This window comes from Stenotrophomonas sp. CCNWLW162, from assembly GCF_037203745.1.
Taxonomy (GTDB): Bacteria; Pseudomonadota; Gammaproteobacteria; order Xanthomonadales; family Xanthomonadaceae; genus Stenotrophomonas; species Stenotrophomonas maltophilia_AQ.
Genome location: NZ_JBBCBL010000002.1, coordinates 722,828 through 744,224 on the forward strand (window position 1 = coordinate 722,828; position 21,397 = coordinate 744,224).

Sequence of the window (21,397 nt, forward strand, 5' to 3'; positions counted from 1 at the left end):
TGGTGCAGTCCCCATGGCGTTGTCCGGTCCGAGGGTGATGCGGGGTCGGAAAACGGCGAGCAGGACCGGCGACGCATGGGCAGACTCCGCAGGAAATCCAAGGAGACGTCCGTGCACACCTGGTACCTCGGTGGCCTCGACCACCGCCCCTTCCAGCACCTGTTCGAGAAAAGTGAGCGCGAACTCGCCGCGCTGGGCATCCAGCGTCGCTGGGCCGGCGAGAGCGGCGGCCATCCCTGCCGGATCAGCCTGAGCGATCCACCCAGTGGCAGCGAACTGCTGCTGTTGTCGCATGTCCATCTGCCCCTGCACTCTCCCTATCACGCCTCCGGCCCGATCTTCGTGCAGCGCGGGGTGACCCGTTGCGTGCTGCCAGCGGGCGAGGTGCCTCCCTATGTGCAACGGCGGATGATCTCGCTGCGCGCCTATGACCACGCTGCGCTGATGCTGGCTGCGCAGGTCTGCGCCGGCACCGACGTCGCCACGCAGCTGGACACCCTGTTCGCCGACCCAGCGGTGGCCTTCGTCCAGTTGCACAACGCGGCACATGGCTGCTTTTCGTGCCAGGCCGATCGGATCGACCGCGAGATTGGCCAGCACGATCTCCACGACGTGATCGATGCCACGCCTGTCGCGTGACCGCCAACGCATCCGTTCAGCCCCACGTGAAGCTGGCGGGAAGGGCTTCACACCCACAGTCACGGATCGGCGCTTCCGTGGTTCCTCAGCCCGCACCGCGACTCGATACTCGCCGTGGTGCCGCCGAAAGTCCGCCGTGCAGCGCAGCTCCTGCGGTCACCGCTCTCTTTCGACGACCACAAGGAAGCGCCATGTCATTCCGATCCACACCGCTGTTGCTGGCCACTTCATTGGCCGCCGCTGGCCTGCTGGTAGCCAGCGATGCATTTGCCCATGGCACGATGACCACGCCGATCAGCCGCGTCTATGCCTGTTTCCAGGGCAATCCGGAGAACCCGACCAACCCGGCCTGTGCCGCCGCCAAGGCCGTCGGTGGTTCGCAGGCGTTCTACGACTGGAACGGCATCAATCAGGCCAACGCCAACGGCAACCACCAGGCCGTAGTGCCCGACGGCAAGCTGTGCAGCGGCAACAACCCGACCTTCCGCGGGCTGGATGTGAACCGCAGCGACTGGCAGACCACTCCGATCCAGGCAGACGCCAACGGCAAGTTCACCTTCGTGTTCAAGGCAACCGCACCACATGCCACGCGCGACTGGCGCTTCTTCGTCACCCGCGACGGCTGGCAGCCGGGCAGCCCGCTGCGCTGGGCCGACCTGCAGGAGTTCTGCACGCTGGGCAACACGCCGCTGTCGGCCGATGGCACCTACAAGCTGCAGTGCACGCTGCCGCAGCGCAGCGGCCAGCATGTGATCTACAACACCTGGCAGCGCTCGGATTCGACCGAAGCGTTCTACACCTGCATGGACGTGCGCTTTGAAGGAAGCGGCGGCAGCGCCCCGCCGGCAGCGCAGTGGCAGGACGCCGGTCCGGTCACCGCGCGCGGCGAGCTGCCGGTCGGCACCATCCTGGCGCTGCGCGTGTTCAATGCCAACGGCAATGATGTCGAACGCGTGGAAGCGATCCTGGCCAGCGGCCAGACCGCGGCCGCGCAATGGCCGTTTGCGCTGGCCCGCAAGGTCAATGCCAGTGCCCAGCATGCGCGCGTGGGCGTGCTGAACAACGGCGTGATCACGCCCTCCGCCTCGGCCACCGACAACCGCGTGTACCTGAAGAACGGCAACCGCTTCCAGCTCGACACCAAGGTGCCGGACCCGGGGACGCCGTCACCGGGCGGCGATTTCGACCACGTATACCCCGCCGGCATCGGCAGTTACGTGCCGGGCCAGACCGTGGTGAAGGGCAGCGATGGCAAGCTGTATGCCTGCCGCCCGTTCCCGGAAGGTGCATGGTGCAACGTCAACGCCGAAGCCTATCGGCCGGGTGCAGGCGCGGCCTGGCGTGATGCGTGGATCGCGTACTGAGGTGATGCGGGAGGCGGTGCACAGTGCACCGCCTTCCGCACGGAAGGCTGCACAGTGAGCATCGTGTTGCAGATCGAACACAGCAGTCATCGATTTCAAACTTGTCCGATGTTGCCGGCCCGCCTGCATATGAAGACTGCGCGAGGTTTCCCACACTTCGCAAAGGAATTCCTGCATGCATCTGTCCCATCGGGCGGTCCTCGCACTGTCCGTCGTCGCCGGCCTGGCCCTGTCCGGCAGCGCCCTCGCCCACGGCACCATGTCCAAGCCGCTCAGCCGCGTGAAGCAGTGCCACGAGGGCAATCCGGAAAACCCGACCAACCCGGCCTGTGCCGCGGCCAAGGCCATCGGCGGCGCGCAGCCGTTCTACGACTGGAGCGCGATCGCGCATGGCAACGCCAATGGCAACCACCGCGACCTGGTGCGCGATGGCGAGCTGTGCAGCGCCAGCATCCCCAAGTACCGCGGCCTCGATCTGAACCGCAGTGACTGGCCGACCTCGCCGATCCGCGCCGATTCGCGCGGGCGTTACACCTTCGAGTTCAAGGCACCGGCGCCGCATGCCACACGCGAGTGGAAGTTCTACGTCACCCGCGACGGCTGGCAGCCGGGCAGCCCGCTGCGCTGGGCGGACCTGCAGGAGTTCTGCACGCTGGGCAACGTGCCGCTTTCCGGCGGCGTCTACAAGCTGGACTGCCCGCTGCCCGAGCGCAGCGGCCAGCACATCATCTACAACACCTGGCAGCGCTCGGATTCGGGCGAAGCGTTCTACACCTGCGCGGACGTGCGCTTCGAGGGGGGCGGTGGCGTGACCCCGCCGCCGCAGTGGCAGGATGCTGGTCCGGTGACCGCCCGCGGTGCGCTGGACGTTGGCACCACCGTGACCCTGCGCGTGTTCAATGCCCAGGGCAACGACCTGGAACGCCCAGAGATCACCCTGGCAGCCGGACAGACCGCTGCGAACCAGTGGCCGCTGGCGCTGGCCCGCAAGGTCAATGGCAGCGCCCAACAGGCACGCGTGGGCGTGATGAAGGATGGCGTGATCACGCCCGTCGCCTCGGCCACCGAGAACCGTGTCTGTCTGAGGCCGGGCAACCTGTTCCAGCTCGATACCCGCTTGCCGGGTCCGGTCGATCCGCCGCCGGGTGACGACTACGACTTCGTGTATCCGGCCGGTATCGGCAGCTACAAGCCGGGCGAGACCGTGGTCAAGGGCACCGACGGCAAGCTGTACGCCTGCCGCCCGTTCCCGGAAGGCGCCTGGTGCAACATCAACGCCGATGCCTACCGCCCGGGCACCGGCTATGCCTGGCGTGACGCCTGGATCGCGTACTGAGGCACGGCACCGGGGGCGGCGTGACGCCGCCTTCGGTTCGTGGGACTGCCGGCCAGCGGCCGGCACTACCCGGGATTACTTACTGCTGACGTACTTCTCGCGGCGGATCTGCGGATTGCCCAGGCCGGCGGCCTTGAGGAGTTCGGCACAGGCATCGACCATGTCCGGGTTGCCGCACAGGTAGGCGATGTCGGTGGCCGGGTCCGGGGTGAAGCCGGACAGCGCCTGCTGGACGTAGCCGTGCTGTACGTCCGGATGAGGATCGGCGGGCAATTCGCGCGACAGGCACGGTACATAGCGGAAGTTCGGATGCTTTTCGGCGAAGCTGTAGAAGTCTTCGCTGTACAGCAGTTCACCCGGGCTGCGCGCGCCCTGCAGCAGCACGATCTGCACACCGCGCTCGGCCATGGCCTTCTCCAGCAGCGGCAGCATGGAGCGGTACGGGGTAACGCCGGTACCGGTGGCGATCAGCAGGTAACGGGCGTTGTGGTCACCTGGATTCAGGCAGAAGCGGCCGTAGGGGCCGGACGCGCTGATCTGGCCGCCCTGCTCCAGCGCCTCGAACAGGGCCGTGGCGGCGCCACCGGGTACGAAACTGACCGCGATATCCACCGCCTCGCCCGGGCCCAGCGCGTGGTCGTGGATGGTCGCCAGCGAATAGCTGCGCTTGGTTTCGGTACCGTCGGCGTAGCTGAAATGGACCTGGATGAACTGGCCGGGCTGGAAATCCAGCGGCTGTCCATCGTCACGCACGAACTGGTAGTGGCCGACGGTCGGGGCCAGCATGCGGCAGCCGACCAGCTTGAGGGGGAATTGAACAGGCACGACTTTTCGGGACAGTGTGTAGCCGGGGCAAGCCCTCGGGGTCTTCTATAATAGCCCCTCCCCGCCCCTCTCCAGCGCCAGCCCATGGGCGCGAAGGCTTCGAGCTTGGCTTCCCTGAACGATACGGCGCCCGCCCTGCGCGTGCGCGACCTGCGCAAGACCTACGACAACGGCACCCAGGCCCTGAAGGGCGTTTCCCTGGAAGTGGCCCCGGGCGACTTCTTCGCCCTGCTCGGCCCCAACGGTGCCGGCAAGTCGACCCTGATCGGCATCATCAGCTCCCTGGTCAACCTCAGCGAGGGCCAGGTGGAAGTGTTCGGCAGCGACCTGGTGCGCAACCGCAGCGCCACCATGCGCCTGATCGGGCTGGTGCCGCAGGAAATCAACTTCAACCTGTTCGAAAAGCCCTTCGACATCCTGGTGAACTACGCCGGCTTCTACGGCGTGCCGCGCGAGGAAGCCGAGCAGCGCGCCGAAGAGGAACTGAAGCGGGCCCACCTGTGGGAAAAGGCACAGGTGATGAGCCGGACGCTGTCCGGTGGCATGAAGCGCCGGCTGATGATCGCCCGCGCGATGATGACCCGCCCGCGCCTGCTGATCCTGGACGAGCCGACCGCCGGCGTGGACATCGAGATCCGCCGCGACATGTGGCGCGTACTGAAAGAGATCAACGCCGCCGGCACCACGATCATCCTCACCACGCACTATCTGGAAGAAGCCGAGTACCTGTGTCGCCATCTGGCGATCATCAACCACGGCCAGATCGTCGAGCAGGGGCCGATGCGTACCCTGCTGGCCAAGCTGGACGTGGAAGGCTTCCTGCTGGACATCGACGGTGACCTGCCGGCGCAGCTGCCGGTGATCGAGGGTGCGACGCTGACCGCGCCCGACCCGCACACGCTGGATATCGACATGCCGCGCGCGATGGACCTCAACCGCGTATTCGCCACGCTCAACGAGGCCGGTATCCGCGTGCGTTCGATGCGTACCAAGAGCAACCGCCTGGAGGAGCTGTTCGTGCGCCTCACCGGCAACCTGGAGAAACCCGCATGAGCACCACCGAGCTGACCGACGGCCAGCGCAACCGCGTCGCACTGATGACAATCGTGCGCCGCGAAGTCGCACGCATCATGCGCATCTGGGGCCAGACCCTGGTACCGCCTGCGATCACCATGACCCTGTACTTCCTGATCTTCGGCGGCCTGATCGGCTCGCGCGTTGGCGACATGGGTGGTTACAGCTACATGCAGTTCATCGTGCCTGGCCTGGTGATGATGAGCGTGATCCAGAACAGCTACGGCAACATCAGCTCCTCGTTCTTCGGCGCCAAGTTCGGCCGCCACGTTGAAGAGCTGCTGGTCAGCCCGATGCCGAACTGGGTGATCCTGTGGGGCTATGTGGCCGGTGCGGTGCTGCGCGGCCTGATGGTGGGCGTGATCGTGCTGATCATCGCGATGTTCTTCACCCCGGTGCGCATTCCGCATCCGCTGGTGACACTGACCACGGTGATCCTGGGTGCGACGATCTTCTCGCTGGCCGGCTTCATCAATGCGGTGTATGCGAAGAAATTCGATGACGTGGCGATCGTGCCGACCTTCATCCTGACCCCGCTGACCTACCTGGGTGGCGTGTTCTATTCGGTGAAGCTGCTGCCGGGCTGGGCCGAGGCGGCGACGCATGCGAATCCGATCTTCTACATGGTCAATGCGTTCCGCTATGGCCTGCTGGGCAGCAGCGATGTGCCGGTGCTGGTGGCGTATGCGCTGATGATCGGCTTCGTGGTGGTGCTGACGGCGCTGGCGCTGTGGTTGCTGCGCCGTGGCGTGGGCATGCGTAGCTGAGGGGTACCTGCAGGGCCTGCGGCCCTGCACCCGCCGAATCAACGTCAACGGCAACTTCAACAGCTGACTATCCGTGGGATGGCGGGGTGGGTCCGGCTGCGGGGGACGCCGTAAACCCATCCATGGGGGCTTAGCCGCGGCATCCATGCCGCGGACACCCCCGCAACCGGACCCACCCCGCCTTCGACAGATTCCTGCGATCTGCCGGGACGTCGTTCTCCGCTGCTGCTGGTAGGTGTCGACCTTGGTCGACACGGTAGATCCACGCCATGCGTGGATGGAGCGTTCCCGGTAAGGCCGATGCTCGGCTCTTTCCGTCTCGGATTACGGATAGGCTGTGGCCATGAAGATCACTTCCATTCCGTTGGACAAGGCCGTGTCGGATGGTCCGATCGATGCGTTCAGCCGTGCGTTGCTGAGCGGTTCGCCCACGCTGGATGAGGTGTTGGGTTGCCTGGCCTCACTGCTGACGGCTGATCCCCTTCATCGTTACCTGTGCACGCTCGATGATGTCGGCCAGTGCCGTTACACCAGCATGCATGCATCCGACGACGAGCGTATCGCGTTGTACGAGGACGAGGAGCCGGCAACACCCGGAGATGCCTGGGCCGCGCGCAGGCGGTTGCTGGCGCATGTGGTCGCGCAGCTCGAGCACTCCATGCATCGGCTGGAGTGGAGCGCGCTGGCGGGCACCTTGATGTGCAGCGATGAGGATATCGAGGCGCTGGTCGCTGCCAATGCGACACCGGATCTCATCATCGATGACGTGGTCTGCGTGCAGCAGGTGCCCGTGACCCGTGATGACCTGCTGATCGCCGCCCTGCCCAACGGCTACTTCAGCGCGGACTGGGACATCTTCCAGAACCACGCCCTCATACGGCATCTGCAGGAGCACTACGACTACCGCCTGTTCGGACTCGGCGCATCGTGGCTCGGCTTCCAGCGCGACAGCGCACCGTCGCCTGCAGAGGCGAGCGCGTTGGTCGCGGACCTGCAGCGCGTCTACGCGGCCGGAACGCACGGCACGTGGTCAGAGCTGGCTGCAACGCTGGCCAACCGCACCACGCTTCTATTGGGTTACACCGAAGACTTCAGCGAACAGCTGCGCTGAGCACCGCTCTGCTCGAGCGAGCGCAGCGAGCGACCCGCTTCCGCTCTTGATCTGCTTCCCGTGGTGGCCGCGCCCAACCAACCCCAATGAACAGTGCTTTCTGCGAACCACCACGAGGGGCACCGCAGCTGGCCGCAATCTCCGGCACAATCGCACTCCTGATTGCCCAGAAAACGGTGAACGTGCAATGCGCATCCTGATCCTTGGCGCCGGCGGTACCGGCGGTTACTTCGGTGGTCGCCTGGCCCAGGCCGGCGTGGACGTGACCTTCCTCGTGCGCCCCGCACGCGCCGCCCAGCTGGACCGTGACGGCCTGGTCATCCGCAGTCCGCTCGGCGATGCCAGCTTCCCGGTACAGCACGTCACCGCCGACGCCCTGCCCGCGCTTGCCGCACAGAAGCCGTTCGACCTGGTCATCCTCAGCTGCAAGGCCTACGACCTGGACAGCTCGATCGATGCCATTGCACCGGCTGTGGGCACCGACACTACGGTGCTACCGATCCTCAATGGCCTGCATCACTACAACGCACTGGATGCGCGCTTCGGCCGCGAAGCAGTGCTCGGTGGCCTGTGCTTCATCAGCGCCACCAAGGCACCCGACGGCGCCGTGCTGCACCTCGGCAAGCCGGCCAAGCTCACCTTCGGCGAGCGCGACGGCGGTGTGATCTCCACGCGCGTGCGCGCCTTCGCCGCCGCCTGTGCGCAGGCCAACCTGGACCACCTGGCCAGCGAACACATTGGGCAGGAGCAGTGGATCAAGTACACCTTCCTGACTGCGCTGGCCGCCGCTACCTGCCTGCTGCGTGCGGATATCGGAACCATCGTCGCCACCGATGATGGCGAAGCGATCGTGCGCGGCCTGTACGACGAATGCCTGGCCGTGGCCGAAGCTGCCGGTGAGCCGATTCCCGATGCCGCGCAGGACACCGCGCGCGGGACCCTGACCCAGGCCGGTTCAGCGTTGAAGGCCTCGATGCTGCGCGATCTGGAGGCCGGCCAGCAGGTGGAGGCCGCGCAGATTGTCGGCGACATGCTGGCGCGTGCGCGCAAGGCCGACCAGGAAGGCCTGCTGCTGCAGGTCGCCTACAGCAGCCTGCAGGCCTACCAGGCACTGCGCGGCGCGTGAGCGATACGACGCAGGCCAACGCCCTGCCCGCGCGGGTGTTGATCCTCGGCATGGGCTGGAGCGGGTGCGTGCTGGCCACGCATCTGCGGGTGCTGGGCGTACACGTGGTCGGCACGGTGCGCGACCCGGCGTCGGCACCGCACGATGGCCTGCTGCGCCATCAGCTACGCGCCGACGCCACGCCATCGACGGCCCTGCTCGATGAGATCGCGCAGGCCGAGGCCGTGCTGTGCAGCGTGCCGCCCGATGCCGAGGGTGACCCGGCACTGCGTCTGTTGCTGCCCGCGCTGCAGGCCAGCCCGGCATTGCGCTGGGTGGGCTATCTGTCGTCCACGTCGGTATATGCCGATCGGGCCGGCGGCTGGGTCGACGAGCGCAGTGCAGCCGATGCCACTGAAGCAGCCGGCGTGAAGCGCCTGCGGGCCGAAGCGCAATGGCGTGCGCTTGCTGAAGAACGCGGCATCGCATCGGCAGTGTTCCGCCTGCCCGGCCTGTACGGGCCGGGGCGCAATGCGCTGCTGCAGCTGGCACAGGGACGTGCGCGCCACGTAGTGCGTCCTGGGCTGGTATTCAACCGGCTGCACGTGGATGACCTGGCAACGGTCGTTATCGCATCGATGCGGCGGCCGTGCGTGGATGGGCTGTATCTGCCGGCCGATGACGAGCCGGCACCCTCGCAGGAGGTACTGGCCTTCGCCGCGCAGCTGGGCGGCTTTGCGATGCCACCTGCAGTGGCATGGGACGACCCTGCACTGAGCCCGACGCTGCGACGCTTCTACGAGAGCAACAAGCGCATCGACAGTCGCGGCACGCGTGAAGCGCTGGGGTGGGAGCCGAGGTTCCCGACGTATCGGGAAGGATTGGAAGATCTGGCCGCTGCGCTCGCTGGGCATGGCCCAGCGCTACCACCGCTTCTGTAGAGTCGAGCTTGCTCGACTCTACGACGCAGGGTCGCCGCGACGAAGGGAATCAACCCGCGTCGGGCAGGCGGAAGAACGCACGCGTCGCTGCAGTCGCATTGGCCGCCGTCACCGCCACGTCTTCGCCCCGGTCGCGCGCCAGCTCTTCCACGATGTGCGAGAGGAACATCGGTTCGTTGCGACGGTCCTTCGGCATCGGCTTCAACGTGCGCGGCAGCAGGTACGGTGCGTCGGTCTCGATCATCAACCTGTTGGCCGGGATGTTCTTCACCAGTTCGCGCAGGTGCGCGCCACGGCGTTCGTCGCACAACCAGCCGGTAATGCCGATGTACCAATCCTGGTCCAGGTAGTCGAACAGCTCGTCGCGTTCGCCGGTGAAGCAGTGCACCACCGCAGGGCCGATGCGACCCTCGAAGTTCTTCATCTGTGCCATGAAGTCAGCATGCGCGTCGCGCTGGTGCAGGAACAGCGGCTTGCCATTGTCCGCGGCCAGCTGCAGCTGGCGCTCGAATGCACGGTGCTGGGCCGGGCGCGGCGAGAAGTCACGGAAGTAGTCCAGCCCGCACTCGCCCACTGCTACCACCTCCGGGTGAGCATGCAGCGCGCGCATCTCGGCTTCGCATTCCTCGGTGTATTCCACCGCGTGATGCGGGTGCACGCCCGCGGTGGCGTACAGGAAGCCGGGGTGCTGCTGCGCCAGTTGCACGGCCAACGGCGAGTGCTCGCGGCTGGCGCCGGTGATGACCATCTGCACCACGCCGGCCTGCCGTGCGCGGTCCAGCACGGCATCGCGGTCACGGTCGAAGGAGTCGTGGGTCAGGTTGGCGCCGATATCGATCAGGTGCATGGTCATCGCGGGGGAAAAGTGCCCGCGCATTGTACCTGCGGCTGCCGTGGCCCTTTATCCTTTGCACATGAATGCCCCGCTCTTCCCGATTTCCCCGCTGTTGCCGCAGATCCAGCAGCACCTGGCCACACACCCGCGGCTGGTGCTGGAGGCCCCGCCCGGCGCCGGCAAGACCACCCAGGTGCCACTGGCCCTGCTCGATGCGCCGTGGCTGCAGGACCGGAAGATCATCATGCTGGAACCGCGCCGGGTGGCCGCGCGCAGCGCCGCACTGTTCATGGCGCGGCAGCTGGGCGAAGAGGTGGGCGGCACCGTCGGTTACCGCATCCGCTTCGAGAACAAGGTCTCCGCGCGTACGCGGATTGAAGTCGTCACCGAGGGCATCCTGACCCGCATGCTGCAGGACGACCCGATGCTGGAAACGGTCGGCGCGATCCTGTTCGATGAATTCCACGAACGCCACCTCAGTGGCGACCTCGGCCTGGCCCTGGCGCTGGACGTGCAGGCGCAGCTGCGCGAGGACCTGCGCCTGGTGGTGATGTCGGCCACGCTGGATGGCGAGCGCCTTGCCCGCTTCCTTGATGCGCCGCGCCTGAGCAGCGAAGGCCGCAGCTACCCGGTGGCGGTCAGTCACTTCCCGGCGCGCCGCGATGAAGCGCTGGAACTGCAGGTGCGCCGCGCGGTGCAACAGGCATTGGCCGAGCACCCGGGTGAGCTGCTGGTATTCCTGCCCGGCCAGCGCGAGATCGCGCGGGTGCAGGCCGGGCTGCAGGAATCGCTGGATGCCGGCGTGGAAGTGCTGGCTCTGCACGGTGAGCTGCCAGTGGAACAGCAGGCGCGGGTGTTGCAGGCGTCCAGTGATGGCCGCCGCCGCGTGGTGCTGGCCACCAACGTCGCCGAGTCCTCGGTAACGCTGCCCGGCGTGCGCGTGGTGATCGACAGCGGCCAGGCACGCGAGCCGCGCTACGACCCCAACAGCGGCTTCACCCGGCTGGACGTGGTGGCCATCGCGCAGGCATCGGCCGACCAGCGCGCGGGCCGCGCCGGCCGTGTCGCCGAGGGCGTGGCGTGGCGGCTGTGGCCGCAGTCGCAGCGGCTGGAACCACAGCGTCGCGCCGAGATCGATCAGGTGGAACTGGCCGGGCTGGCGCTGGAACTGGCGGCCTGGGGCAGCAGCGACCTGCGATTCCTCGATCCGCCACCGGCGGGCCCGATGGGCGCGGCACGCGAACTGCTGCAGCGGCTCGGCGCGCTGTCCAGCAGCGGCGCGATCACCGCACTCGGCCGGCGCGTGCTGGCGCTGGGTACGCATCCGCGGATGGCGGCGATGCTGCTGGCGGCGCCCGATGCACGTGCGCAAGCCCTGGCCGCCGACCTGGCCGCCTTGCTGGAGGCGCGCGACCCGCTGCGCCAGAGCGGTGACGCGCTGGCGGCGCGCTGGCGTGCGCTGGCGGCGTTCCGCAATGGCCGCGCACCGGGCGACGCCAACCGCAGCGGTCTGGCCGCGATTGATGCCGCCGCCAAACAGTGGCGACGTCGCCTGCGCTGCGATGCCGCACCGCCGGCCAGCATCGAAGCCCATGAACTCGGTGACCTGCTCGCACACGCCTTCCCCGACCGCATCGGTTTCCAGCACCCCAGCGACCCACTGCGCTACCTGCTGGCCAATGGCCGCAGCACGCGCCTGCACGAATTGAGTGACCTGCGCGGCGAGCCGTGGCTTGTGGCCAGTGAACTGCGCTTCGAGGCACGCGACGCCCTGCTGCTGCGTGCAGCACCGGTGGACGAAGGCCAGCTGCGCAAGTCGTGGCCGGAACGCTTCGTCAGCGAGGATGTGGTGCGCTGGGACAGCGAGCGTCGCGCGCTCGTCGCGCTGCGTGAAACCCGTTTCGACCGCATCGTGCTGGACAGCCGCTCGGCCGGCCGGGTTGATCCACAGCACGCCGCGCAGGCGCTGACCGACGCGGTGGCCGAACTCGGCCTGCAGGCGTTGCCGTGGACCGAAGGCCTGCGCCAATGGCAGGCGCGGGTGGAGTCGCTGCGGCGCTGGATGCCGGAACTGGATCTGCCTGACTGCAGCGATGTGGCCCTGCTGGCCAACCGTGCGCAGTGGCTGCAGCCTGCGTTCGCCGGCAAGACACGGTTGGATGCGCTGGACGAAGCCAGCTTCGGCGAGGCGCTGAAGTCGCCGCTGGAATGGTCGCAGCGGCAGCTGGTCGAACGTCATGCGCCCACCCGCATCACCGTGCCGTCCGGACTGGAGCGGCCAATCACCTATGCGCTGGACAGCGAGAGCGGCGAACCGCTGCAGCCGGTGCTGGCGGTGAAACTGCAGGAACTGTTCGGCCTGGCCGACACCCCGCGCATTGCCGATGGCCGCGTGCCGCTCACCCTGCACCTGCTGTCGCCCGGCGGGCGGCCGTTGCAGGTCACCCAGGATCTGCGCAACTTCTGGGAAAACACCTACGCCGAGGTGAAGAAGGAAATGAAGGGCCGCTACCCGCGCCATCCGTGGCCGGATGATCCGTGGACGGCGACGGCCACCCATCGGGCCAAGCCGCGCGGCACCTGATTGCTGGGGTCGGATCCCTTTGCAGCGCAAAGGGCTCTGACCCCGTCTCCAGGGAAAGCGCTCCAACCCCACCCTGCCTGATCCTGAATGGCTGCGGTAGAGTCACACCACGTGCGACCCCGACTGACATACCGTTTACGGGCAACGCGCGACACTGGACTTCGACCCGAGGCAAAGGACCCCCCGCATGAGCAAGCTGACCGTAATCACCGACCGCGCTTTGGAGCGCGCCCTGGAGCTGGCCCACACCGCCGGCGACGGCCTCAAGAGCGCCGGTGGCAGCCTGCGCAGTGCCGACTGGATCAAGACCGGTGCCGCCATTGGCGCGGTGAAGACTGGCGGCAAGGCCGCGACCAGGTTCGCGCGCCGCAACCCGGCAGTCGCCGTGGCTGCCGCAGCCGTTGGCGTCGGCCTGCTTGGCTATGCGCTATACCGCAAGCAGCAGAAGAAGAAGGCCGCGCAGGGCCATGTGGTGAACGGCCAGGCCCAGCGCATCAATGCGCGCGACCGCCGCAATGACACCGTGGTCGACGAGCACAGCGACATCGGCAGCGATGCCTGAGTCTGCGGGGGTCAGAGCTCTTCCTGCGGAAGGGATCTGACCCCACCAGCTACGAGAGGGCCGGGTACCGGAAAGTACCCGGCCCTTTCTGCATCAGCCGATCTGCCGCCACTGCCCCGGCTGCAGGTCGTCCAGCCGGTACGGCCCCATCGACGCGCGTACCAGCCGCAGCGTCGGCAGGTTCACCGCCGCGGTCATCCGCCGCACCTGCCGGTTGCGGCCCTCGCGGATCGTGATCGCCAGCCAGCTGTCGGGTACGGTCTTGCGGAAGCGAACCGGCGGATCACGCGTCCACAGCGATGGCGCCGGATCGAGGCGCTCGATCTTCGCCGGTAGGGTCGGCCCGTCATTGAGCACCACGCCCGTACGCAGCTGCTGCAGCTGTTCGTCGCTGGGCATGCCTTCCACCTGCACCCAGTAGGTCTTGTCGGCCTTGTGCTTCGGGTCGGTCAGTTTGTGCGCCAGCGTGCCGTTGTCGGTCAACAGCAGCAGCCCTTCGCTGTCATGGTCCAGGCGCCCGGCGGCATACACGCGCGGCGGCAGGCCGAACCCGGCCAGCGTCGGTCGCGGCGGCACGCTGCGGTCGGTGAACTGGCAGAGCACGTTGAACGGCTTGTTGAAGGCAATCAGCATTGCGGGCACGGCGGGTGGCGGGTGGGGCATTGTCCCACGCCGCGCCACGCGCCACTCAGCTGTAGAGCCGAAGGCAGCAGCAGGAGCCGCTGCCAACGTCGCGCGCGAGGGCACGAAGGGTGCCAGTCAGGACGGCCGGCATAGCCCATGCTCGGCTGCTCTTTCCTGCCGCCGCGATTACGGCAGGCTCAGCCGAGGACCTTCCACTCCAGCAGGAACGAGCCCAGCACCAGTGCGATACCGCACGCCGCTATGACATTGGCCCGGCGCCGCAGGCGAGCTGGTGGCTGACTTGCGCTGCGTGCACGTTCATCCAGCAGGATGCCGGCGAACAGCACTGCAAAACCAACAGCCCCGACCAGGTCATGGGTGTGACCGCCGTAGAACATGAAATCGATCAGCCGCGTCAGCACCAGCACCGCAACGGCGATGTATAGAACCTTCTTCAACAGTCCATGTCCTTGCATACGATTGAATTCCGACGCATGGCCGGCCTTGGGACCAGCCATGCGCCGCACTACGCGCGATGAGCCGAGCATGGGCTCGGCTCCACAGAGTCAACATGCGCCAGCCCGGCACCAGCCCTTACGGCTTGATGAAGCGCAGGGTCATGCGGTCGCTTTCGCCGATTGCCTGGTACTTCGCATCATCGGCCTTGTCGTGCTGGTTGGTCGGCGGCAGCGTCCACACGCCGTTCGGGTGGTCCTTGGTGTCACGCGGGTTGGCGTTGACCTCGCTGCGCGCGTCCAGCTTGAAGCCGGCAGCCTCGGCCATCGCGATCACCTGCTGCTGGCCGACATAGCCGGTGTCATCGTCGTCGGCCACATCGGCCCTGGCGCGATGCTCGACCACTCCGAGCACGCCACCCGGCTTGAGCACGTTGAAGAAGCCCTGGAACATGCCCTGCGCCTGGCCGGCCTTGCGCCAGTTGTGCACGTTGCGGAAGGTCAGCACCACGTCAGCTGAACCGGCCGGGCCGAACACCGGCTTGGCCGGATCGTAGGCGACCACGGCGGTCTTGCCGAACTGTGCCGGTGCACCGGCGTACTTCTTTTCCAGGCTGTCGCGGCTGCGCTGCTGGTAGTCACGGCCGCGGCCTTCGGCAACAGCCATCGGGTCGACCACGGCAGCGACGTAATGGCCCTTGTCACGCAGCAACGGCGCCAGGATCTCCGAGTACCAGCCGTTGCCCGGGGTGATCTCGATGACGGTCTTTTCCGGCGCCACCTTGAAGAACGACAGCGTCTGCGCCGGATGACGATAGCCATCGCGCTTGACGTTGTTGGCATCACGGGTCGACGCCTTCACCGCCGCATCGATGGCCGGTGACACCTGGATCTTCGCCGGCGCCACCGTGGCCGGTGCGGCGAACGTGGGAACAGCGGCAAGCAGGGCCGAAGCAAGCAGCAGGCGGCAACCACGCAGGGAAGAGGCAGCAATCATCAGGGCGACTCCAGCGGAAGATGCGGCGAGACTAGCAGCCGCGGCGTCCCAGGTGTTCACAAAACGTTAGCTGCGTACGCATCGCGGAACACTGTTTTGTGGTTGCCGCCGCAGCACGGTCACACAACGCGTTCTATTCTGGAGCACTTCCCCCAAGGAGTCCGTGCCCATGACGGCAACCCGCGAACTGGGCCGTTCCGGCCTGCATGTACGTCCGCTCGCCTTCGGTGGCAATGTGTTCGGCTGGAGCGCCGATGAAAAGGCCAGCTTCGCCCTGCTCGATGCCTTCGTCGACGCCGGCTTCAACCTGGTCGACACCGCCGATGTGTATTCGGCCTGGGTCCCGGGCAATGCCGGCGGCGAATCGGAAACGCTGATCGGCAAGTGGTTTGCCCGCAGCGGCAAGCGCGACAAGGTGGTGCTGGCGACCAAGGTGGCCAAGTGGGCCGAGCGCCCCGGCCTGACCCCGGACAACATCAATGCGGCGGTCGAGGATTCGCTGCGCCGCCTGCAGACCGACGTGATCGATCTGTACCAGGCCCACGAGGATGACGAGTCGACGCCGCTGGAAGCGACCCTGGCCGCGTTCGGCCGCCTGATCGAAGCCGGCAAGGTACGTGCGATCGGTGCCTCCAACTACAGCGCCACGCGCCTGGCCGATGCGCTGAAGGTGTCCACCGACTACAAGCTGCCGCGTTACGAAACCCTGCAGCCCGAATACAACCTGTACGACCGCGCCGGCTACGAGACCGAACTGGAACCGCTGGTGCAGCGCGAGCAGATCGGCGTGATCGGCTACTACGCGCTGGCCAGTGGCTTCCTCAGCGGCAAATACCGCACGCCGGCCGATGCGGCCAAGAGCCCGGCGCGTGGCGAGACCGTGGTGAAGCGCTATCTGAACCCGCGTGGCCTGCGCATCCTGCAGGCACTGGATGACGTGGCCAGCAAGCACAGCGCCAGTACCGCGCAGATCGCATTGGCATGGCAGATCGCACGACCGTCGATCACTGCGCCGATCGTCAGCGCCACCAGCGTCGAGCAGTTGCACGATCTGCTGGCGGCGGCCAACGTGTCGCTGAGCGTGCAGGATGTCGCGCAGCTGGATGCCGCCAGCACGGAAGCTTGAGACACGGTAGTGCCGGCCGCTGGCCGACATGACACGCGCACCGAAGAAAATAATTGAACAAAATGGTTGCGCACGACTAAATCGTGGTTTATCGTGCGCACCTCGTTTCAACAACCACTGGAAACTTCCCTTGAACGCGCATTCCGTCGCCATCGCCAAACTGCTGCCATGCCTGCGCATGGACGTGCTGGCGCGCGCGTTCGGCAAGGAAGTCCAGCTGACAACGGCCTGATACCCGCCCTGCGGAGATCGGCCACCCCGATCTCCGAGGCCTGACGACGCCCTCGGAACGCAAGTCCCGGGGGCGTTTTCGTTTGCGTCGGCACAAGGACCCGCGATGCCAGAACTGCACCCCGCGCGGCAACCCGCCGCTCACTGACCCAGATTTTCCCGCCCCGCCGAAGTATTTACTTCGCGCGAGTGGCGACGCCTGGACATTATCTGCATCGCTCCCAAACATTATCGCTCGCGATAATGTCGGTGGTCTGCACCCTCGATTCTCCAACGGTCCCGTTTCCACCACGGGCTGGTGCGCGCGGCGTTGCCGTGGCGTATGCCGGAGGTCGCGGACATGCCATCGCCTGGATCGCCTGCTGGAGGCAGGCACCGGTTCGCCGGTACGTGGTTCGATTCCGCGCGGTCCCCAACTGGATAGCTCAGTAGGGTAGAGCAACGGATCCTGATTCCGTCTGTCGTGGGTTCGATTCCCACTCCAACCACATGACCTCTCGCGTCATGACTTGAAGCAACACCCGGGGCGCAAGCCCCAGCGGCCATCGTCGCCGTCCACGGACATCGCCTTCGGGCAGGAACGTGGAAGGCAACGGACCGCACGCCGGGCCCCGGCCCGCCGCCACTGCCAGCCACGTTCCGCACCGGTGCTGCCTGCCGGGAATGACGGTGGCAGCAGTGCCGGTGCACCGAAGGCTCCGCGTGCGGACCGTCCGCCGATGGCCGCCCTCTTCCGCCAGCTGCACAAGGTGTGCAGCCAGCCCTGCCACGACCTGATCGACCCGGGTCATGGCATTCATTCCATCGGGTCGAACCACCAGAGCCATACAAGGAGAGACTCCCATGTTCTGGACCATCAAGGTCGTGATCGGCGACGGCGAGCGCGGCCTGGTGTATCGCAACCGTCGTTTCCAGCAGATCCTGCTGCCGGGCGTGCACCGCCTGTCGCCGTTCGGCGGCCGCCCGCACGTGGACATCCTCACTGCATCGAAGGGCGCGGCCTACACCGGCAGCGACCAGGACAGCCTGATCGAGGCGCTGGGCGCACGGCTGGACACGCACTTCGTGCTGGCCAACGTCGGCGCCGACGAGGTCGGCCTGTTGCTGCGCAACGGCCGCATCGACGAGGTGCTGCCGCCGGGCAGCCGCCGTCTGTACTGGCGCGGTTCGGTCGACACCCGGGTGCGCGTGCTGGCGCTGGGTGACGAGCCGTACGTGCCGGTGGACGTGCAGCAGCGCCTGGGCCAGCTGGGCGTGCTGCCGCGTGTAGCGGTGATCAGTACCGTGCCGAGCGAATCGGTCGGCCTGCTGTTCATCGATGGCACGCTGCGGCAGACGCTGGACGCCGGCCTGCACGCGTTCTGGAACTTCAACGGCAACGTGTCGGTGGAGCGTGTGGAGCTGCGTGCGCGTTCGCTGGACGTGTCCGGCCAGGAACTGCTCAGCCGCGACAAGGTGACCCTACGGGTGAACCTGGCCGCGACCGTGCAGGTGGTCGACCCGGTGCGTGCACACCGCACGCTCAGCAATGCCGATGAGTTCATCTATCGGCAGCTGCAGTTCGGCCTGCGCCAGGCGATTGCCGCGCGCAGCCTGGACGAGCTGCTGGGCGACAAGGCGGCACTGGACGGCGAGATCGCCGCCCATGTGCAGGCGGCGATCGAGGGCCACGGCGTGCGGCTGCTCGGCGTGGGCATCAAGGACGTGATCCTGCCGGGCGAGATGAAGGAGATCCTCAACGGTGTGGTGCTGGCCGAGAAGCAGGCCCAGGCCAGCGTGATCCGCCGCCGCGAGGAGGCCAACGCCACGCGTTCGCAGCTCAACACCGCAAAGCTGATCGAGGACAACCCGGTGCTGATGCGCTTGAAGGAGCTGGAGGCACTGGAGAAGGTCACCGAGAAGATCGACAAGCTCACCGTGTTCGGCGGCCTGGATGGCGTGCTGAAGCAGCTGGTGACGATGAAGTAGGGGGTTGCGGTGGCGCAGGGACGCGCCACCGGCCCATCAAGGACATACACGAAGACATGGACACTCAACAGAACTATCAATGGCTGCATGCCGAGGGCACCACGCCGATCAAGGGCTGGGTCAACGGTGTGCCGCTGGAAGCGCAGGCCCATGAGCAGCTGCGCAATATCGCCGCGATTCCGTTCGTCGGGCCGTGGGTGGCGGTGATGCCGGACGTGCACCTGGGCAAGGGCGCGACCGTGGGCTCGGTGATCCCGACCCAGGGCGCGATCATCCCGGCCGCGGTCGGCGTCGACATCGGCTGCGGCATGGCCGCGGTGCGCACTACGTTGCGCGCCAACGATCTGCCTGATGACCTGCGGCAGCTGCGCAACAGCATCGAGCGCAGCATTCCGGTCGGCAACGGCCGTGGCGGCGAGCACCACCGCATGCCCGACAGCATCCACACCCGGCTGGTGCAGTCCGGGCTGGCCGCCGGCCTGGAGAAGATCAAGGACAAGCACCGCAGGATCCGCACCGACAAGCTCGACCGCCAGCTGGGTACGCTGGGCGGTGGCAATCACTTCATCGAACTGTGCCTGGATGAAACAGACACAGTGTGGGTGATGCTGCACAGCGGTTCGCGCGGCACCGGCAACCTGATCGGCACCTACTTCATCGAGAAGGCGCGCGAAGAGCTTGCACGCCGTGTGCTCGGCTTCCACCTGCCGGACAAGGACCTGGCGTTCTTCATGGAAGGCGAGGCGCTGTTCGATGACTACGTCGAGGCGGTGTCGTGGGCGCAGGACTACGCCCGGCACAACCGCGAGGCAATGATGTCGCGCGTGCTGGCCGAGATGCGGCATCGACTGCCGAAGTTCCAGCTGGCAACGATGGCGGTGAACTGCCACCACAACTACGTGCAGAAGGAGACGCACAACGGCCAGGAGCTGCTGGTGACGCGCAAGGGTGCGGTCAGCGCCCGCGAGGGCGAGCTGGGCATCATTCCCGGCAGCATGGGCACGCGCAGCTACATCGTGCGTGGCAAGGGCAACGCGGACAGCTTCCACAGCTGCAGCCACGGTGCCGGCCGGGTAATGAGCCGTGGCGCTGCGCGCCAGCAGATCACGCTGGCCCAGCACCGCGAGGCCACCGCGCATGTGGAATGCCGCAAGGACAGCGGCGTGCTGGATGAGTCGCCGGCCGCGTACAAGTCGATCGACGATGTAATGGCCGCACAGCTGGACCTGGTCGACGTGCTGCACACCCTGCGCCAGGTGCTGTGCGTGAAGGGATGATGGAGCGGTGCCGGCCTCGGCCGGCACCTGCTCGACGGGCACGGGCGAATGGATGCCCGGGATCCGTAGCGTCGAGCTTGCTCGACTGCTCTTCCACGCCATGCGTGGATGGAGCGGCGCCGACCGAGGTCGGCGGCTACCGGTGCTGCGATCAGCGCGGCACGCTGTCCTCGGCCACCAGCGCATGATGCACGCCGATCCCCGCCCGCACGCCTTCGGCGGCGGCCAGGGTGATGTTGCCTACCGTGGTCGCATCGCCTGCGGCATACACGTTCGGCACCGAGGTCTGCTTCATCATGTCGACCTCGATCAGCACGCCCAGCGGGCTCTCGACCAATGTGCACCCCAGCTGCTGCACCAGCGGCGTGGCCATCGCCTGGGTGGCCGGCACGAACAGCGCACGCTGTGCGATGCGGCGGCCGTCGGCCAGCTCCACTTCCAGCCAGGTCGGTTGGTCGCCGTGTACGCCCAGCACCGGCGAGGTCTCGATGTGCACGCCACGCTGCTGCATGGCGGCGCGTTCCTCATCGGTGATCTCCAGACCCATGCTGAAGAACGTGACGTTGCCCCAGTCGGCGAACAGCGGCGCCTTGCTGGCGGACATCGGATGGCCGCCGAGCAGGCCGATGGCACCACCACCGACTTCATAGCCGTGGCAGTAGGGGCAGTGCAGCACAGTGCTGCCCCAGCGCTCGGCCAGTCCGGGCAGTTCCGGCAGCTGGTCGGCGATGCCGCTTGCCAGCAGCAGCTTGCGCGCGGCCAGCACCTGGCCATCGGCGGTACGCACTTCCACGCCTTCGGCGGTGGTGCGGGCGTGCTCTACTTCGGCATGCACCCAACGCACCGTGGGGTAGTCCAGCAATTGCTGACGCGCGGTCTTCAGCAGCTCGGCGCCACTGATGCCATCCAGCCCCATCACCCCGTGCGAATGACTGGCGAAACGATTGCGCGGTGAACCGGCGTCGATGACGGTGACCGGGCGACGGGCACGGGCCAGGATCAGGCCGGCGGCAATGCCGGCATAGCTGCCGCCGACGATGAGCACATCAGGATTCATGGTGACCTTCCAGGGAACGGTGATGGGCGAGATGGCGGGCGAAGTCGGCGCCGAGCTGGTCCAGCGTGGTCGCCTGCAGGCGCTGCTCAAGCAACCGCTGCGCCTCGCGCGCGCCTTCGAGCAGGGCGCTGTTGACCAGCTGCTGGATCGGGCAGCCACCACCGGAATCGCGGGCACCGACCTGCACCAGCGGCGGTGCACCCACGGCCAGGTAGATGTCATGCAGGGTGATCGCTGCGGCGTCGCGGGCCAGCACGCTGCCGCCACCATGGCCGCGCGTGCTGCGCACCAGGCCGGCCCTGTGCAGCTGCGCCAGCAGGCGGCGGATCACTACCGGATGGGTCGGCAGGCACGACGCCAGCTGTTCGGACGTACGCGGTGCGGCATGGCCGACCAGGTGCGCCATCACATGCAGAGCGTCGGAAAGCGGGTTCGCGGATTTCATGTAACGACAATAGTTACATTTAATTCCTCTGTCGAGGGTCTGCTTTCGTTCCATATGGACATATCTGTCCTATG

The 21,397-nt window shown here is 66.9% G+C and carries 20 protein-coding genes and 1 tRNA gene; 14 read left to right on the forward strand and 7 right to left on the reverse strand.

Features of this window, described 5'->3' with window-relative positions:
- Window positions 1–111 precede the first annotated feature (111 nt).
- The 3 genes from V9K93_RS08290 to V9K93_RS08300 all read left to right on the forward strand — a co-directional run bounded on the left by V9K93_RS08290 (window position 112) and on the right by V9K93_RS08300 (window position 3,339).
- Window positions 112–639 (forward strand): DUF1203 domain-containing protein, encoded by a 528-nt coding sequence (locus tag V9K93_RS08290; protein ID WP_136639227.1) that lies wholly within the window; start codon window positions 112–114, stop codon window positions 637–639.
- Between the two features lie 191 nt (window positions 640–830).
- Window positions 831–2,003, forward strand: a complete 1,173-nt coding sequence (locus tag V9K93_RS08295) for a lytic polysaccharide monooxygenase (RefSeq protein WP_337302356.1) — start codon at window positions 831–833, stop codon at window positions 2,001–2,003.
- Between the two features lie 175 nt (window positions 2,004–2,178).
- Window positions 2,179–3,339 (forward strand): lytic polysaccharide monooxygenase, encoded by a 1,161-nt coding sequence (locus V9K93_RS08300; RefSeq protein ID WP_337302357.1) that lies wholly within the window; start codon window positions 2,179–2,181, stop codon window positions 3,337–3,339.
- A gap of 75 nt (window positions 3,340–3,414) precedes the next feature.
- On the opposite strand, the gene V9K93_RS08305 is transcribed toward V9K93_RS08300, so the two are convergent.
- On the reverse strand, window positions 3,415–4,164 hold the full coding sequence (locus V9K93_RS08305) for a ferredoxin--NADP reductase (RefSeq protein ID WP_136639230.1): 750 nt from the start codon (window positions 4,162–4,164) through the stop codon (window positions 3,415–3,417).
- A gap of 84 nt (window positions 4,165–4,248) precedes the next feature.
- On the opposite strand from V9K93_RS08305, the gene V9K93_RS08310 reads away from it, so the two are divergent.
- The 5 genes from V9K93_RS08310 (at window position 4,249) to V9K93_RS08330 (ending at window position 9,162) form a co-directional block, all read left to right on the forward strand.
- The gene (locus V9K93_RS08310; RefSeq protein WP_006401063.1) at window positions 4,249–5,217 is read left to right on the forward strand and encodes an ABC transporter ATP-binding protein; all 969 of its coding nucleotides are present in this window, start codon (window positions 4,249–4,251) and stop codon (window positions 5,215–5,217) included.
- Window positions 5,214–6,005: an ABC transporter permease gene (locus V9K93_RS08315; RefSeq protein WP_295381111.1), complete on the forward strand. Its 792-nt coding sequence runs from the start codon at window positions 5,214–5,216 to the stop codon at window positions 6,003–6,005. Before V9K93_RS08310 ends, V9K93_RS08315 begins: the two co-directional genes overlap by 4 nt.
- A 343-nt stretch (window positions 6,006–6,348) precedes the next feature.
- Window positions 6,349–7,116, forward strand: a complete 768-nt coding sequence (locus V9K93_RS08320) for a hypothetical protein (protein ID WP_337302358.1) — start codon at window positions 6,349–6,351, stop codon at window positions 7,114–7,116.
- Window positions 7,117–7,303: 187 nt separating this feature from the next.
- Complete coding sequence (panE, locus tag V9K93_RS08325; RefSeq protein ID WP_337302359.1) at window positions 7,304–8,242, forward strand: 2-dehydropantoate 2-reductase; 939 nt, start codon at window positions 7,304–7,306, stop codon at window positions 8,240–8,242.
- Between the two features lie 50 nt (window positions 8,243–8,292).
- Entirely contained in the window at window positions 8,293–9,162 is an 870-nt protein-coding gene (locus tag V9K93_RS08330) for a Rossmann-fold NAD(P)-binding domain-containing protein (protein WP_489686266.1), read from the forward strand.
- 49 nt (window positions 9,163–9,211) lie between these two features.
- On the opposite strand, the gene V9K93_RS08335 is transcribed toward V9K93_RS08330, so the two are convergent.
- On the reverse strand, window positions 9,212–10,009 hold the full coding sequence (locus tag V9K93_RS08335; RefSeq protein WP_337302361.1) for a TatD family hydrolase: 798 nt from the start codon (window positions 10,007–10,009) through the stop codon (window positions 9,212–9,214).
- Between the two features lie 67 nt (window positions 10,010–10,076).
- Here V9K93_RS08335 and hrpB point away from each other — a divergent pair, with 67 nt between their 5' ends.
- Window positions 10,077–12,581, forward strand: coding sequence for an ATP-dependent helicase HrpB (hrpB, locus tag V9K93_RS08340; RefSeq protein ID WP_337302362.1), 2,505 nt, complete (start codon window positions 10,077–10,079; stop codon window positions 12,579–12,581).
- A gap of 187 nt (window positions 12,582–12,768) precedes the next feature.
- Window positions 12,769–13,143 carry a hypothetical protein gene (locus V9K93_RS08345; protein WP_006401326.1) on the forward strand — a complete coding sequence of 125 codons (375 nt, stop codon included), beginning with the start codon at window positions 12,769–12,771 and terminating at the stop codon, window positions 13,141–13,143.
- A gap of 93 nt (window positions 13,144–13,236) precedes the next feature.
- On the opposite strand, the gene V9K93_RS08350 is transcribed toward V9K93_RS08345, so the two are convergent.
- The 3 genes from V9K93_RS08350 to V9K93_RS08360 form a co-directional block, all read right to left on the reverse strand.
- On the reverse strand, window positions 13,237–13,776 hold the full coding sequence (locus V9K93_RS08350) for a pseudouridine synthase (protein ID WP_046983506.1): 540 nt from the start codon (window positions 13,774–13,776) through the stop codon (window positions 13,237–13,239).
- 188 nt (window positions 13,777–13,964) lie between these two features.
- Window positions 13,965–14,285, reverse strand: a complete 321-nt coding sequence (locus V9K93_RS08355) for a hypothetical protein (protein WP_248298505.1) — start codon at window positions 14,283–14,285, stop codon at window positions 13,965–13,967.
- Between the two features lie 76 nt (window positions 14,286–14,361).
- Complete coding sequence (locus V9K93_RS08360) at window positions 14,362–15,219, reverse strand: class I SAM-dependent methyltransferase (RefSeq protein WP_136639709.1); 858 nt, start codon at window positions 15,217–15,219, stop codon at window positions 14,362–14,364.
- A 169-nt stretch (window positions 15,220–15,388) separates the two neighbouring features.
- On the opposite strand from V9K93_RS08360, the gene V9K93_RS08365 reads away from it, so the two are divergent.
- The 4 genes from V9K93_RS08365 (at window position 15,389) to V9K93_RS08380 (ending at window position 19,821) form a co-directional block, all read left to right on the forward strand.
- On the forward strand, window positions 15,389–16,345 hold the full coding sequence (locus V9K93_RS08365; protein ID WP_136639708.1) for an aldo/keto reductase: 957 nt from the start codon (window positions 15,389–15,391) through the stop codon (window positions 16,343–16,345).
- A gap of 648 nt (window positions 16,346–16,993) precedes the next feature.
- Window positions 16,994–17,064, forward strand: a tRNA-Gln gene (locus V9K93_RS08370).
- Between the two features lie 355 nt (window positions 17,065–17,419).
- Window positions 17,420–18,544 carry a slipin family protein gene (locus V9K93_RS08375; protein ID WP_337302363.1) on the forward strand — a complete coding sequence of 375 codons (1,125 nt, stop codon included), beginning with the start codon at window positions 17,420–17,422 and terminating at the stop codon, window positions 18,542–18,544.
- Between the two features lie 56 nt (window positions 18,545–18,600).
- The gene (locus V9K93_RS08380; protein WP_337302364.1) at window positions 18,601–19,821 is read left to right on the forward strand and encodes an RtcB family protein; all 1,221 of its coding nucleotides are present in this window, start codon (window positions 18,601–18,603) and stop codon (window positions 19,819–19,821) included.
- Window positions 19,822–19,972: 151 nt separating this feature from the next.
- On the opposite strand, the gene V9K93_RS08385 is transcribed toward V9K93_RS08380, so the two are convergent.
- Window positions 19,973–20,878 (reverse strand): NAD(P)/FAD-dependent oxidoreductase, encoded by a 906-nt coding sequence (locus tag V9K93_RS08385; protein WP_337302365.1) that lies wholly within the window; start codon window positions 20,876–20,878, stop codon window positions 19,973–19,975.
- Window positions 20,868–21,323 (reverse strand): Rrf2 family transcriptional regulator, encoded by a 456-nt coding sequence (locus V9K93_RS08390; protein WP_337302366.1) that lies wholly within the window; start codon window positions 21,321–21,323, stop codon window positions 20,868–20,870. Before V9K93_RS08390 ends, V9K93_RS08385 begins: the two co-directional genes overlap by 11 nt.
- Between the last annotated feature and the right edge of the window lie 74 nt (window positions 21,324–21,397).

Bases quoted from the DNA above. Each gene is read 5' to 3' on its own strand.
- V9K93_RS08295 (WP_337302356.1), top strand. From the start codon at position 831: ATGTCATTCCGATCCACACCGCTGTTGCTGGCCACTTCATTGGCCGCC.
- V9K93_RS08300 (WP_337302357.1), top strand. From the start codon at position 2,179: ATGCATCTGTCCCATCGGGCGGTCCTCGCACTGTCCGTCGTCGCCGGC.
- V9K93_RS08310 (WP_006401063.1), top strand. From the start codon at position 4,249: ATGGGCGCGAAGGCTTCGAGCTTGGCTTCCCTGAACGATACGGCGCCC.
- V9K93_RS08315 (WP_295381111.1), top strand. From the start codon at position 5,214: ATGAGCACCACCGAGCTGACCGACGGCCAGCGCAACCGCGTCGCACTG.
- V9K93_RS08320 (WP_337302358.1), top strand. From the start codon at position 6,349: ATGAAGATCACTTCCATTCCGTTGGACAAGGCCGTGTCGGATGGTCCG.
- panE (WP_337302359.1), top strand. From the start codon at position 7,304: ATGCGCATCCTGATCCTTGGCGCCGGCGGTACCGGCGGTTACTTCGGT.
- V9K93_RS08330 (WP_489686266.1), top strand. From the start codon at position 8,293: ATGGGCTGGAGCGGGTGCGTGCTGGCCACGCATCTGCGGGTGCTGGGC.
- V9K93_RS08335 (WP_337302361.1), bottom strand. From the start codon at position 10,009: ATGCACCTGATCGATATCGGCGCCAACCTGACCCACGACTCCTTCGAC.
- hrpB (WP_337302362.1), top strand. From the start codon at position 10,077: ATGAATGCCCCGCTCTTCCCGATTTCCCCGCTGTTGCCGCAGATCCAG.
- V9K93_RS08345 (WP_006401326.1), top strand. From the start codon at position 12,769: ATGAGCAAGCTGACCGTAATCACCGACCGCGCTTTGGAGCGCGCCCTG.
- V9K93_RS08350 (WP_046983506.1), bottom strand. From the start codon at position 13,776: ATGCTGATTGCCTTCAACAAGCCGTTCAACGTGCTCTGCCAGTTCACC.
- V9K93_RS08355 (WP_248298505.1), bottom strand. From the start codon at position 14,285: ATGGCTGGTCCCAAGGCCGGCCATGCGTCGGAATTCAATCGTATGCAA.
- V9K93_RS08360 (WP_136639709.1), bottom strand. From the start codon at position 15,219: ATGATTGCTGCCTCTTCCCTGCGTGGTTGCCGCCTGCTGCTTGCTTCG.
- V9K93_RS08365 (WP_136639708.1), top strand. From the start codon at position 15,389: ATGACGGCAACCCGCGAACTGGGCCGTTCCGGCCTGCATGTACGTCCG.
- V9K93_RS08375 (WP_337302363.1), top strand. From the start codon at position 17,420: ATGTTCTGGACCATCAAGGTCGTGATCGGCGACGGCGAGCGCGGCCTG.
- V9K93_RS08380 (WP_337302364.1), top strand. From the start codon at position 18,601: ATGGACACTCAACAGAACTATCAATGGCTGCATGCCGAGGGCACCACG.
- V9K93_RS08385 (WP_337302365.1), bottom strand. From the start codon at position 20,878: ATGAATCCTGATGTGCTCATCGTCGGCGGCAGCTATGCCGGCATTGCC.
- V9K93_RS08390 (WP_337302366.1), bottom strand. From the start codon at position 21,323: ATGAAATCCGCGAACCCGCTTTCCGACGCTCTGCATGTGATGGCGCAC.